The sequence below is a fragment of the Streptomyces sp. NBC_01498 genome (genome assembly GCF_036327775.1).
Classification (GTDB): domain Bacteria; phylum Actinomycetota; class Actinomycetes; order Streptomycetales; family Streptomycetaceae; genus Streptomyces.
The window spans coordinates 6,678,131-6,690,634 of record NZ_CP109598.1; the positions used below are offsets into that span (position 1 = coordinate 6,678,131).

A 12,504-nucleotide genomic window follows, 5' to 3' on the forward strand; every position below is an offset into this window, starting at 1 on the left:
GCGAGCCTAAGTTAGCCCTACCTCACTCATGCGAAATCAGGGGAAACAGCAAGATACCTGCGTCAATGGACGTTTCGCCTTTACCGATCCTTTTGAATGGTTTGACGTACGCCGGCTCCCCGCGCCCCACCAGCGAGAGGCAGAACGTCATGCAGCTGAGCATCCGCAACCAGATCCCCGGCACCGTCACCGGTGTGACACCCGGAGAGGTGATGGCCACGGTCCGGGTCCATCTGCCGGGCGGTCAGGACATCATCGCGGCCGTCACCCTGGAGGCCGTCCGGGAGCTCGGGATCGGGGTGGGCTCGGCGGTGCGCGTACTGGCCAAGGCGACCGAGGTGTCCCTCGCCACCGGCCCGGTCGAGGGGCTGAGCATCCGCAACCGGCTCACCGGCACGCTCATGGAGATCGTGCTCGGCTCGGGACTGGCGAACGTCAAGGTGGCCGTGGACGACGTGGAGCTGACCGCCGTGGTGACCCGGGAGGCGGTGGAGGAACTGGGGCTCGCGCCCGGCACCGACGTCACACTGCTGATCAAGTCGACGGAGATCGCACTGGCCACGGAGTGAGCGGACGCCGCGAGGCGCGCCGGGTGTCGTGAGGTGCGCCGGTCGTCGGCGGGGGAGTGTCCGTCGGTGTCGGTGTCGCCGGAAGAGGTGTCCGGCGGGGCCCCCGGTGCCGGCGGTGCGGATTTCCGCCGCTGCGATGAGTTCCGGGCGGTGCGACAGTCGGAAGGGGGACAAGCAGTGCACACCCACGACACCGGGAGACGGCGATGCCGACAATCACCCCCAACCTCTGGTTCGACACGCAGGCGGAGCAGGCGGCCGAGTTCTACGTCGGGGTCTTCCCCAACTCGAAGATCACCGACGTCACCCGCTACGGCGAAGCCGGACCCGGCCAGGCCGGGACGGTGCTGACGGTGGCGTTCGAGCTGGACGGCCAGCCCTTCGTGGGCATCAACGGCGGCCCGCACTTCACCTTCGACGAGGCGGTCTCGTTCATGATCGAGTGCGCCGACCAGGACGAGGTCGACAGCTACTGGGACAAGCTCGTCGACGGTGGCGAGGAGAGCCAGTGCGGCTGGCTGAAGGACAAGTACGGACTGTCGTGGCAGGTCGTGCCGAGCGGCATGCAGGACGTCCTGAACGACTCGGACAGCGAGCGCGGCCAGCGGGCCATGAAGGCCATGCTCGGCATGAAGAAGATCGACATCGCCGCCCTGCGCGCGGCGGCCGACGGGGTCGCCTGATAGTTAAGCGTTCACTTGACTGTTGTGGTCCAGGGCGTCATAGTTAAGTACGTGCCTAACTATGAAGGCTCGTTGGACGCGCTGTTCCAGGCGCTGGCGGACCCCACGCGGCGGGCCATGGTCGAACGGCTGATCCAGGGCCCGCTCTCGGTCAGCCGGCTCGCCCAGCCGCTGGAGATGTCACTGCCGGCCGTGATGCAGCACCTCCGGGTGCTGGAGGAGTGCGGCCTGGTCCGGTCCGAGAAGACCGGCCGGGTCCGCACCTGTCACATCGAGCCGGCCGGGCTGCGGGCGGCCGAGGACTGGATCGGGCGGCAGCGCACCGTATGGGAGCGCCGCCTGGACCGGCTCGGCGACCAGCTGGAGCGGGAGCGTCCGGCGGAGCCGGGAACGACAGAGCAAGGGAGCGCATCATGACCGACCGCGACACGACGGACAGCACCGTCACCCACGCCACCTTCACCCTCGAACGCGCCTACGCCGCACCGCCGGCCCGGGTGTTCGCCGCCTGGTCCGACCCGTCCGCGAAGGGCAGTTGGTTCGCGGGCCCGGCCCACACGTACGAGCTGGACTTCCGGGTCGGCGGCACGGAACTCAACCGGGGCTCGCTCCCGGACGGCACCGTCATGACCTTCGCCTCCGTCTACCACGACATCGTGCCGGACCGGCGGGTCGTCTACGGCTCCACCCTGCACGGCGGGGAGGCGCTGGCGACCGCCTCGCTCACCACCGTGGAGTTCGAGGCGGACGGCGACGGCACCCGGCTGATCCTCACCGAGCAGGGCAGCTACCTCGACGGCCACGAGAAGCCGGAATGGCGCGAACAGGGCACGGGGGACTGGCTGGACGCCCTGGGCGCCTACCTGGCCGGGACGGGGGAGGGCGCGGCCGGGTAACGTCCGGGGGATGGGGACTCCGACGAACAGCGAACTGATCGACATCGCGCAGGCGGTCCTCCACCCGCACCGGGTGGAGGACCGCCTGTTCGGCGATGTGGCGGCGACCCTGGTGACCGATTCGGGGACGCTCTACTCGGGTGTGTGCATCGACACCGGCTGCGGGACGGGGTTCTGCGCGGAGCACGCGGCGATCGCCGCGATGGTGACCGCCCGTGAGTACCGGATCGTCAAGATCGTCGCGGTGTGGCGGAACGAGGAGGGCGCCCTGCACGTCCTGCCGCCCTGCGGACGGTGCCGGGAGTTCGTCCGGCAGATCGACCACGCCAACATCGACGCGGAAGTGGTTCTGGGGCGGGATTTCTCGGCGAGCCTGCGGGAGTTGCTGCCCGCTCACGAGTGGCCCCAGCCGCTCGACTGACCGTACGAGACTCAACTCGGCCCGTTCCAGGTCAAATTGACGAATCGTCAGTTCTACGCCGTGTCCTGCCGTGTCCCGGTGAGCCAGGCGTAGACGGCCCGCGCCGTGAACTCCTCCTGCCCCCGAGGGAACAGCAACTCCGCCTCCCGGAAGGCCGGATCGTCGGCCGTGCTCCGTACGTACGGCACGGCGACGCACCGCATACCGGCCGCGCGCGCCGCCCGCACGCCCGGCGCCGCGTCCTCCAGCACCACACAGTCCGCCGGGTCCACGCCCAGACGCCGCGCCGCCTCCAGGAACACATCGGGCGCCGGCTTGCCGCGCGGGACCTCCTCGGCCGAGACGACGAGGGTGAAGTACGGCGTCAGCCCCGTCCCGTCCAGCACCGCCTCGATGGCGGCACGCGACGAGCCGGAGGCCACCGCCATGGGCGCCCCACGCGTGTGCAGCCGTTCCACCAGTGCCCGCATCTCCGGAAAGACCTCGGTGGAGGCCCGCGCCAGTTCGAGGTAGATCCGGTTCTTCGCGAGCAGCAGTTCGTCGAGCGGCGCCCCGATCCCGTACTCCGTCCGCCACGCCTCCAGCGTCTCGCGGGTGCTGATGCCGATGTACCGGGTGTGCTGCTCCCAGCTGAAGTCGGGCACGCCGTGGCCCGCGAGCAGCCGCCGGCCCGCCTCGTAGTAGTTCGGCTCGCTGTCCACGAGGGTGCCGTCGAGATCGAAGACGACGGCGGGGGAGAGGGCGCTGGGGTAGGCGGCGGCGCGCGCGGTGCTCATGGCCCCAGCATGCCAACCGCCCGTCACCGGCGCCGGGACGGCCCGCCGTGCCACCGCCCGGTCGGGCGCGTGCCCGCTTCCCCCGCTACTGCTGCCCCCGCTCCCAACCGCTCCGCTGCCGGTCTTCCCGCCCCGGTTCTCCCGCCCCCGGTCTCTCCGCCCCGGGGCTTCCCGCCGGTTTTCCAGCCCCGGCCTCCCCGCCCCGGGGCTTCCCGTCGCCCGGTCTCCCGGTCACCCGGCCCCGGTCACCCGGCCCCGGTCACCCGGGGCCGGGCGACCGGTTCTCCCGGCGCCCCGGCTCCCCGCAGCCTGACCCCCGGGTCCGCGCTCAGCGGGACGCCCGCGCGAGCAGTCCCGAGAGCACGACCTCCAGCACCTGTCGCAGCATCGTCGTGAAGTCGAGCCGCAGGGCGGCCAGTTCCGGGTCCGTCTCGTAGACCGTGAGCATCGCGGCCGAGGGCTGCGCGTGCGTCCACACCGCCCCCGTCGTCATGACGCAGACGGCGGCGAACCGTGCCGTGTCCTCCTCGCCCAGTTCGGGCACCCGGGTGCGGACCAGGCCGGCGAGCGTGCCGACGTTGGCGATCGCGGCGCGTTTGTACTGCGCCGCGACGGCCGGTGAGACATTGCGCTCCAGCACCGCGGCCTGCGCGCTCGTCAGGTCGCACAGCACGGGGCGCTCCGCCAGGGACGCCGCCAGTACCGCCACCACCCGGTCGCCGCGCGCGGGCAGCGGGGCCCCCGCGTCCACGTCCGTCGCGAGCGCGCCCTCCAGATGCGCCAGCCACTCCCGGCTGGCGGCGTCGAGAAGTTCGAGGAGGACGGCCTCGCGGGACTCGAAGTAGCGCAGGACGTTCGACTTCGCCAGCCCCACCCGCCGGCTCAGCTCGTTGAGGCTCACCCCGGCCACCGGCATCTCGGTCAGCATCGACGCCGTCGTGTCGAGGATCGCCTGCCGGCGCTGGGCGCGCTGCTCCTCGCTGCGGGCGCGCTGGAAGGTCTGTGCCATGGGCCAATTCTACGGACGCCCGGTCCTTTGTTATCGGACCGTCGGTCTGCTAGCTTGGAAGTGGAAGAGACCGGCGGTCTTATATGGTCGCCGTGCCTCCCCGCCCACCCCCTCCACGCCGTCCGAAGGAAATCGCCATGTACCAGGTCCCTGATCAGACCGGTAAGCACGCCGTCGTCACCGGTGCCAACAGCGGCACCGGCAAGGAGGCCGTCCGCCGTCTCGCCGCCGCCGGGGCGCACGTGGTGATGGCCGTCCGTACGGTCGCCAAGGGCGAGCAAGCCCGGAACGAGATCCTGGCGCGCCATCCGGAGGCGCGCCTCGACGTGCGCCGCGTCGACCTCGCCGACCTCGCGTCCGTCCGGGAGTTCACCGACGGACTCGTCGCCGGCGGCACCCCGCTCGACCTGCTCGTCAACAACGCCGGAGTCATGGCCCCGCCCTCCCGCATCGAGACACCGGACGGCTTCGAACTCCAGATGGGCAGCAACTTCCTCGGCCCGTTCGCCCTGACCGTCCGGCTCCTCCCGCTGCTGCTCGCCGCACGGGCCCCACGCGTCGCCACCATGACCAGCGGCACCGCCAGTTATGGCCGGATCGACTTCGCGGACCTCCAGTGGACGACCAGGAAGTACAGCGCGAACCGTTCGTACGCGCAGTCCAAGCTCGCCGACCTCATCATGACCAGGGAACTCGCCCGTATCGCCGCCGCACGCGGCTGGAACCTGCTGAGCACCGCCGCCCACCCCGGCTACACCCGCACCAATCTCCAGACGGCGGGCGCGAGCCTCGGCACCGGGAAGCCGTCCCTCGGCACACTTCTGCTCACCCGGCTCGACTTCCTTCCCTCGCAGGGCGTCGAACAGGGCACCGAACCCCTGCTCCACGCGGCGACCAGCCCCGACGCCGTCGCCGCCGGCTACTACGGCCCCGGCGGACGCTTCGGCCTCGTCGGCCCCACCGCAGTCACCCGTACGACCCGCAGGGCGCGGGACCTGGAGGTCAACGCCCGTCTGTGGGCCGAGGCCGAGCGGCTGACCGGAGTCACGCTCCCCGCGCACGCCGTCTGAACCGGCTTGTGCTGCCAGGTCCTCCGAAAAGGTGAGCCGGGCGCCGGAAACGGGTAGTCCACGCGTCAGCCGCCCGACACTCCCAGTTGGTCTAGACCCCCTGCTACCGTCGGCCGCGACACCTCCGTGAGTACGGCACCCGCGCGGGCGGAGACGCACGCGCGCCGCTCACGGGCACACCGAACGAGCGAACGCGCGACGCGCACGACGCGACACGACAACGCGACGCGACACACCAAGCACGACGACAACAACGGCCACAACGACAACAGCGATGACGACAGACACGACGAGGGGACAGTCAGTGGGCGACAGGAGCGAGGCCAGGGGTGAAGGGCGGGCCTACATCGGGTCGTTCACCTCGGCGGGAGGCCGCGGTGTCATCGCCGCCGCCGTGGACACGGAGACCGGGGCACTGACCGAACTGGGCGCGACCGACGCCCTCGCCGACCCCTCCTACCTGGCCCTCGCGCCCGACGGCACCGTGCTCTACGCCGTCTCCGAGGCCGAGGAGGGCGCCGTCGCCGCCTTCGACGTCGCACCGGGCGACGCCGCGCCGCGCCTGATCGGCGGGCCGGTACCGGTGCGCGGCTCGGGCCCCACCCATCTCGCCCTCACCGCCGGACACCTGGTGACCGCCAACTACGGCTCCGGCAGCGTCACCTTCCTGCCGCTCCACGCCGACGGCACCCCCGGCCCCGCCGCCGGCGTCCTCCAGCACGAGGGCGGCGGGCCGGACGCCGAACGGCAGGAGGGGCCCCACGCCCACCAGGTGGTGCCCGACCCGGGCGGACGGTGGCTGCTCGCCGTCGACCTCGGCACCGACTCCGTACGGATCAGCGCCGTCGCCCCCGACAGCGGGGCCCTCGCCCCGCACAGCGAGACCGCGCTGCGCCCCGGCAGCGGGCCGCGCCATCTCGTCCTCCACCCGGCGGGCACCCACGCGTACGTCCTCAACGAACTGGACACGACCCTCACGGTCTGCCGCTGGGACACCGGCAAGGGCAGGCTGGAGCCGGTCGGCGAGGTGCCCGTCCTCCCCGAGGGCGTCGAGGTGGCGAGTTACGCCTCCGAGATCGTCGTCTCGCCCGACGGCCGGTATCTGTGGGCCGCCATGCGGGGGCACGACAGCATCGCCGTCCTGGCGCTGGACGACTCGCGCGAGAAGCCCGCCCTGGTCACCACGGTGGACTGCGGCGGTCGCTGGCCGCGCGACCTGACGCTCGACCCGGCCGGACGCAGGCTGTACGTGTCGAACGAGCACTCCGGCGACGTGACCTGGTTCGACATCGACCCGGCCACCGGAATCCCGTCCCGCGCGGGCGCGTTCGAGGCCCCCGCCGCCTCCTGCGTGGTCTTCGGCTGAGAGCCGTCGCCGGGGCGGACCGCACGCGAATCGCCGGACGGGCCGGGGAGACCGGACCGTCCGGCGATTCGCGTGCGGTGTACGCCCGGAGTCAGCGCGCCGGAGAGTTCTGGTTCTGCGCCGAGATGCCCAGCGTGCTCGTGTACTGCGACAGCACCAGCTTGCCGACCGCCGGGTACGCGCCCAGCGCCTCGGAAGCGGCGCAGTCGGCCTCCTTGAGGGCGACGTCGAGCACGCCCTCGGGCAGTTCGGGGCCGATCAGATACGGGGCCAGCGCCAGCTGCGTCGAACCGGACTCGCGCAGCTGCTCGGCGATGGCCGCGACCGCGCCCTCGTCGTCCAGCGCCGCCGCCATGACCGGCACGGCGAGGCGCGCGGCCAGCAGCATGCCGGTGATCCCGGCGGCCTGGACGGCCTCGTCGCCGCCCACCGTGGCGAGGATGATGCCGTCGGCGGCCGTGGCCACCGTGAACAGCCTCGCCCGGTCGGCGCGGGCCAGCCCGGCCTCCGACAGACGCACGTGGAGTGCCTCGGCGAGCAGCGGGTGCGGACCGAGGACCTCGGTCATCTCCGCCACGGCCTTGCTGTCCACCACGGCCTGACGTATCCGCCTGACCAGGGAGTTGTCGGGACCCGCGAGCAGCGGCACGACCACGGCCGAGATGCCCTCGGGCTCGCTGGTCTCCCGGCCCGCGGCCTTGGCCAGCTCGTGGCGCTCGACCCGCCGCTGCGCGTTCTCGGCCAGAACGGTGCCCAGCGCCGGGTACTCGTCGTCGTCACCGTCCAGATAGCCGATCCGGGCGTCGAGGCCAGGCAGCTCGGAACGCGCGATGCTGACGACCTCGTCGCCGAGGTTCCGCACCTGGGCGCTCGGGGTGCCGGGCATGGCCAGCACGAGTGTGGGCGCGCCCTCGGGCGCCGCCACGGGCTCGGGTCGACGGTGCCGCCCCGACTGTCGAGGTCGAGGCATTCGTACAGGCAGGCCGGGTGCCGGCCCAGTGGGGGAGCTCATGGCGTCGAATGCTACTGGTTTCGTGGGGTCGGCTGTTCGGGGAGGGGCCGGTCGCGCGCCATCTGTCCCTATTCTTTGGTTTTGCAGCTTACTGCTTATTCGTCCCGCTCTGTCGGGGTCGACAACAGCCGCCCGTCGCACGGCAGTCGCAGCGAACCGGTGGCGAGCGCGGCGGCGATCCGCAGCGCCCCCGCCAGCGGATCACCCCCCGCCCGCACCGGCCGGGCGAACGGCAACCGCTCGGCCAACTCCGCCCGCAGCGGCCCCAGCAGCGGCTCCCCGATGGCGAACAACCCACCCGTCAGGGCGACTTCACACCCCTCGGCCGTTGGGCACACCGCGACGGCGGCGTCCGCGATGTGCCGTGCGGCCTCGTCGAGGATCGCCGCCGCGACCGGGTCCCCGGCCGCCGAGCGGGCCACCTCGGGCGCGAAAGAGGCGAGTACGGCAGGCCGGTCGGTACGCGGATAGAGCAGCCCCGGCAGCTCCGGCGCCGCCCCGAACACGGCTTCCATCCGGGACAGCAGTGCGGCCGAACCGCCCCGCCTCCCGTCGTACGCGCGCATCGCGGCCTCCAGCCCGGCGCGGCCGATCCAGGCACCGCCGCCCGCGTCGCCGAGCAAGTGGCCCCAGCCGTCGGCACGCTGCCAGCCCGTCAGATCCGTACCGAGCGCGATCATGCCCGTACCGGCGGCCACGACGGCGCCCGGACGCTGGCCGAGCGCCCCCGCGTAGGCGGTGACGGCGTCTGCGGCCAGCGCCAACCGCTTTACTCCCAGGGCCCGTTCCAGGGCCCGGGGCAGCTCCGCGCGCAGCCCTTCGCCGAGCGTGGCCATCCCGGCGGCGCCGATCGCGACCGTGTCGACGGCCTCCGGCTCCTCCGCCGACGTGGACCCGGCGCGCGCCCGCAGGGTCTCCACGGCGGGCAGCAGCCGCTCCAGCAGCTGGTCCGGATCGATGCCCGAAGGGCCCGTCCGGACGGGCTCGGTGGACACGACGGTGCCGATCGTCCGGACCGCCGTCTCCGCCCCGTCCCCGGCCGGGGCACCGGCCGCCGACCCGAGCGCGATCCGCAGTCCGGACCCGCCCGAGTCGACACCGAGCACCAGGCTCACGGCAGTTGCCAGTCGACGGGCTCCGCGCCCTGCTGAACGAGGAGTTCGTTGGCGCGGCTGAACGGACGCGACCCGAAGAACCCCCGGTCCGCCGACATGGGGGAGGGGTGCGCCGACTCGATCGCGGGCAGCGGCCCCAGCAGCGGACGCAGATTGCGGGCGTCGCGGCCCCACAGGATCGACACCAGCGGCTTGTCCCGCGCCACCAGCGCCCGGATGGCCTGCTCGGTGACCTCCTCCCAGCCCTTGCCCCGGTGTGCCGCCGGTTTGCGGGGAGCGGTGGTCAGGGCCCTGTTGAGCAGGAGGACACCCTGCCGGGTCCACGGGGTCAGATCCCCGTTGGACGGCCGGGGCGCCCCGATGTCCGCGTGCATCTCCCGGAAGATGTTGTCCAGGCTCCCCGGCACCGGCCGCACCTCGGGCGCGACCGAGAAGCTCAGCCCCACCGCGTGTCCCGGTGTGGGATACGGGTCCTGGCCCACGATCAGGACACGCACCTCGTCGAACGGCTGCTGGAAGGCGCGCAGTACGTTCGCGCCCGCGGGCAGATAGGTGCGTCCGGCGGCGATCTCCGCGCGGAGGAAGTCGCCCATCGCGGTGATGCGCGGGGCGACCGGGGCGAGGGCGTCGGCCCATCCGGACTCGACGATTTCTTTCAGTTCACGTGCCACGGGGCGTCACTCTAATGCGGCGCCGGTCTTCGTGATCAACGAATCGGCCAACGCCGGCCGGCCGCCGTTGCGCCCCTTGCGTACGCAACGGTGACCGCCGTCCCCTCCCGTCCGGACCCGCTCCGGCCGACGCCCTAACCGGCCGACCCGCCGACGGCGTCGAGAGACGCCATCTCCTCGTCCGACAGCCGGATCGCGCCCGCCGCCACGTTCTCGTCGAGGTGGTGCGGATCGCCCGTCCCGGGAATCGCCAGTACGTGCGGGCCCTGCCCCAGCGTCCAGGCCAGCCGTATCTGCGCGGGCGACGCACCGTGCGCCTTCGCGACGGCGAGCACCGCCTCGTCGTCGGAGCCGCCCGCGCCCATCTCGGCCCGCTCCCCGGCGATCGCGAAGAACGGCACGAACGCGATGTCCTGTTCCCCGCACTCCCGCAGGAGGTCCCGCGACTCGTCCGGCGCCCCGACGCCGTAGGCGTTCTGCACACAGACCACGGGTGCGATCGACCGGGCCTCGGCGAGCTGGGCGGAGGTCACGTTGGAGACGCCGAGATGCCGGATCAGCCCGGCCCGGCGCAGGTCGGCCAGCGCGCCGAAGTGCTCGGCGAGCGAGCCGTCCGCCCGCCGGCGCGGCAGCCGCAGGTTCACCACGTCGAGATGGTCCCGGCCGAGCTGGCGCAGGTTCTCCTCGACCTGACCGCGCAACTGCTCCGGCTTCGCCCACCACCACACGCCCGACGGGTCGCGGGCCGGCCACACCTTGGTGGTGATGACCAGATCGTCGGCGTACGGCGCGAGCGCCCGGTTGATCAGCTCGTTGGCGGACCGGGTCGCGGAGAAGTAGAACGCGGCGGTGTCGATGTGGTTCACACCCAGGTCGACGGCGCGCCGGAGCACGGCGACGGCAGTGTCGCGGTCGCTCGGCCGGCTGTCCGCCGCGAAGGGGGTGCCGCCGGTCAGGCGCATGGCGCCGAACCCGATCCGGTTGACCGTCAGGTCACCGAGCCGTCGGCTGCCCGCCGCGGTCGCGGGGCGTGCTGAGGTGTCGGACATGGATCTCCTCCGCGGGAAGGGAACGGGGTTCTCCGGCGGTGTGCCCACGCGGGGACGTGTCGGCGGCCCGTACCGGGAAACGAAAAAAGCCTCCCTGGCGGATCGGAGACCCGCGCCGGGGGAGGCGTCGACGGCAGAGCACCTTAGCATTCCGGCTCCGGCGGCCCGCGCTTGCCGGACCGAGGCCGCCGCCTCACGGCGGACGCCCCGCCCGCCCCGTCACGCGCGGACCCGGTCACCGACCGGGCGTACCGACCGGGCGCACTGTCCCAGTGCGCTGACCGAGTGCGATGCGCGGCCCCGGCGGGTGTGCCACGAGGGCCTCCGAAAATTGCCTGATTAAGTGGTGAATGTGTCAGAACTTGAGATGACTTCCGCCGCCGAGCCCACGACACCCGTCTGGCCCCGGTGGGAGGTGCAGGGGTACGGCACGGTCACCTGCGCCACACCACCGGGCGACCCGTGCGCCCTCCCGCCGCACCAACTGGTGCCGCCCTGGGTCGACATCCGACTGACCTTCGCCGACGGCGCCAGGGTCGACGTGCTGGCCGTGCTGCGGGACGGCGTCATCGCCGTCGAGGACGCGCAGGCCGATCCGCCCCTGCCGCTCGACGACCTGTCCGGGCTGGCCGCCTGGATCGAGGCACCGCTCGCGTACGCCTCCCGCGCGGTGGCCGCGCAGCACCGACTGGCGCCGGACCAGGAGCCCCGGGACGCGTCGGACCCCGCCCCCCGGGACGCGTCGGCGACGGCCACCGACGAGGACGCCGACCGGGCGCGGGACGCCGAGCCCGCCGCGTACGGCAGTGACCTTCCGTACGGAGGCGGCGACCCGTACGAAGACGGTCTCCCGCACGGCGGCGGCGACCCGGACACCGATCCTGACGGCGACGGGCCGCTGATGGAGAGGGAACCCGCGCCCTCCGGCCGGCACCGCGCCGCCGACCCCGCGTCGTCCGAGCACGCGGAGCGGCGCGGGGTGGCGGAGACGTACCGCAGGGCCGAGCAGTTGGGCCAGGACCCGGTCCTCGCGGTGATGTGCGCGACCGGCTACGGGCGCCGCAAGTCGCTCGGCCTCATCGCGAGCGCCCGCGACGGCGGCTATCTGGCACCGCGGCACCGTCGCGGCTGACCCGTACCGGCCGGCCGGGGGCCTTGCGCGGCACGGCCCCGGCGGACGGTCACAGCGAGCGCATCCGGTTGATCTCGGACGTCTGCTGCGCGATGACCTCGTTGGCCATCTCCTCGAGCTGGACGTTGTTGCTCGACGACAGGGCGTCGGTCGCCATCGTGACCGCGCCCTGGTGGTGCGTGACCATGAGGTCGATGAAGAGCGTGTCGAACGCCTTGCCCTTCGCCGCGCGCAGCTTCGCCAGTTGGGCCTCGGTCGCCATCCCCGGCATCGCCATGGAGTCGTGGTCGTGGTGACCGCCCTCCTTCTTGGCCTTCTCCTCGCCGCCGTTCAGATCCAGCCAGCCCTCCATCGCGCCGATCTCCGGTTTCTGCGACGCGGCGATGCGCTCCGCGAGCCGTTTCACCTGGCCCGACGCGGCGCGGTCCGGGGCGAGTTCGGTCATCACGAGCGCCTGGCTGTGGTGCTGGATCATCATCGTCGCGTAGTTGTAGTCCGACGCGTTGGGCGTGTTGTCCGGAAGTTCCTTCTTCGCCTCCTCGGGGGAGAGCGTGCGGGACTTCTCGCCGGGCTTGCCCGGGGCGACCACATGCCCCGCGGGCTTGCCCGCCGACGCGCTCTTCGCGTCGTCGTCGCCCGACTCGCAGGCCCCCAGGGTGAGTAGGGCGGCCAGGGCCGTCGCCGTCACGACGGGCCGGAGGGCACGCGGGCTCCTGATCCGGATCAACACGATGA

Annotated in this window: 15 protein-coding genes; 8 read left to right on the forward strand and 7 right to left on the reverse strand. The window is 72.6% G+C overall.

Annotated features, from left to right (window positions below):
- The first annotated feature begins 149 nt into the window (after positions 1 to 149).
- The 5 genes from OG875_RS28545 to OG875_RS28565 all read left to right on the forward strand — a co-directional run bounded on the left by OG875_RS28545 (position 150) and on the right by OG875_RS28565 (position 2,569).
- On the forward strand, positions 150 to 569 hold the full coding sequence (locus OG875_RS28545; RefSeq protein WP_330177109.1) for a TOBE domain-containing protein: 420 nt from the start codon (positions 150 to 152) through the stop codon (positions 567 to 569).
- A gap of 206 nt (positions 570 to 775) precedes the next feature.
- Entirely contained in the window at positions 776 to 1,252 is a 477-nt protein-coding gene (locus OG875_RS28550) for a VOC family protein (protein ID WP_330177110.1), read from the forward strand.
- Positions 1,253 to 1,303: 51 nt separating this feature from the next.
- On the forward strand, positions 1,304 to 1,669 hold the full coding sequence (locus OG875_RS28555; RefSeq protein ID WP_330177111.1) for an ArsR/SmtB family transcription factor: 366 nt from the start codon (positions 1,304 to 1,306) through the stop codon (positions 1,667 to 1,669).
- Entirely contained in the window at positions 1,666 to 2,148 is a 483-nt protein-coding gene (locus tag OG875_RS28560) for an SRPBCC family protein (RefSeq protein ID WP_330177112.1), read from the forward strand. The genes OG875_RS28555 and OG875_RS28560 overlap by 4 nt, the downstream gene beginning before the upstream one ends.
- 10 nt (positions 2,149 to 2,158) lie before the next feature.
- On the forward strand, positions 2,159 to 2,569 hold the full coding sequence (locus tag OG875_RS28565; protein WP_330177113.1) for a cytidine deaminase family protein: 411 nt from the start codon (positions 2,159 to 2,161) through the stop codon (positions 2,567 to 2,569).
- A 53-nt stretch (positions 2,570 to 2,622) separates the two neighbouring features.
- Here the strand turns inward: OG875_RS28565 and OG875_RS28570 are convergent, their stop codons facing one another.
- Together OG875_RS28570 and OG875_RS28575 are read right to left on the reverse strand one after the other, a co-directional pair.
- Positions 2,623 to 3,345, reverse strand: coding sequence for an HAD family hydrolase (locus tag OG875_RS28570; RefSeq protein ID WP_330177114.1), 723 nt, complete (start codon positions 3,343 to 3,345; stop codon positions 2,623 to 2,625).
- A 328-nt stretch (positions 3,346 to 3,673) separates the two neighbouring features.
- Complete coding sequence (locus tag OG875_RS28575) at positions 3,674 to 4,354, reverse strand: TetR/AcrR family transcriptional regulator (protein WP_330177115.1); 681 nt, start codon at positions 4,352 to 4,354, stop codon at positions 3,674 to 3,676.
- Positions 4,355 to 4,491: 137 nt separating this feature from the next.
- On the opposite strand from OG875_RS28575, the gene OG875_RS28580 reads away from it, so the two are divergent.
- The gene (locus OG875_RS28580; RefSeq protein ID WP_330177116.1) at positions 4,492 to 5,424 is read left to right on the forward strand and encodes an SDR family oxidoreductase; all 933 of its coding nucleotides are present in this window, start codon (positions 4,492 to 4,494) and stop codon (positions 5,422 to 5,424) included.
- A gap of 274 nt (positions 5,425 to 5,698) precedes the next feature.
- A complete protein-coding gene (locus OG875_RS28585) occupies positions 5,699 to 6,790 on the forward strand; it encodes a lactonase family protein (protein ID WP_330177117.1) in 1,092 nt (363 codons plus the stop codon).
- A 91-nt stretch (positions 6,791 to 6,881) separates the two neighbouring features.
- Here OG875_RS28585 and OG875_RS28590 read toward each other — a convergent pair whose 3' ends face one another.
- The 4 genes from OG875_RS28590 to OG875_RS28605 all read right to left on the reverse strand — a co-directional run bounded on the left by OG875_RS28590 (position 6,882) and on the right by OG875_RS28605 (position 10,637).
- Positions 6,882 to 7,802 carry a sirohydrochlorin chelatase gene (locus tag OG875_RS28590; protein ID WP_330177118.1) on the reverse strand — a complete coding sequence of 307 codons (921 nt, stop codon included), beginning with the start codon at positions 7,800 to 7,802 and terminating at the stop codon, positions 6,882 to 6,884.
- A gap of 95 nt (positions 7,803 to 7,897) precedes the next feature.
- Positions 7,898 to 8,917, reverse strand: coding sequence for an N-acetylglucosamine kinase (locus OG875_RS28595; protein ID WP_330177119.1), 1,020 nt, complete (start codon positions 8,915 to 8,917; stop codon positions 7,898 to 7,900).
- Positions 8,914 to 9,576 carry a uracil-DNA glycosylase gene (locus OG875_RS28600; RefSeq protein ID WP_330177934.1) on the reverse strand — a complete coding sequence of 221 codons (663 nt, stop codon included), beginning with the start codon at positions 9,574 to 9,576 and terminating at the stop codon, positions 8,914 to 8,916. Before OG875_RS28600 ends, OG875_RS28595 begins: the two co-directional genes overlap by 4 nt.
- Positions 9,577 to 9,722: 146 nt before the next feature.
- Complete coding sequence (locus OG875_RS28605) at positions 9,723 to 10,637, reverse strand: aldo/keto reductase (RefSeq protein ID WP_330177120.1); 915 nt, start codon at positions 10,635 to 10,637, stop codon at positions 9,723 to 9,725.
- 352 nt (positions 10,638 to 10,989) lie between these two features.
- Here OG875_RS28605 and OG875_RS28610 point away from each other — a divergent pair, with 352 nt between their 5' ends.
- A complete protein-coding gene (locus tag OG875_RS28610) occupies positions 10,990 to 11,769 on the forward strand; it encodes a DUF6214 family protein (protein ID WP_443079215.1) in 780 nt (259 codons plus the stop codon).
- A 49-nt stretch (positions 11,770 to 11,818) separates the two neighbouring features.
- On the opposite strand, the gene OG875_RS28615 is transcribed toward OG875_RS28610, so the two are convergent.
- Positions 11,819 to 12,499: a DUF305 domain-containing protein gene (locus OG875_RS28615; protein ID WP_443079216.1), complete on the reverse strand. Its 681-nt coding sequence runs from the start codon at positions 12,497 to 12,499 to the stop codon at positions 11,819 to 11,821.
- Positions 12,500 to 12,504 lie beyond the last annotated feature (5 nt).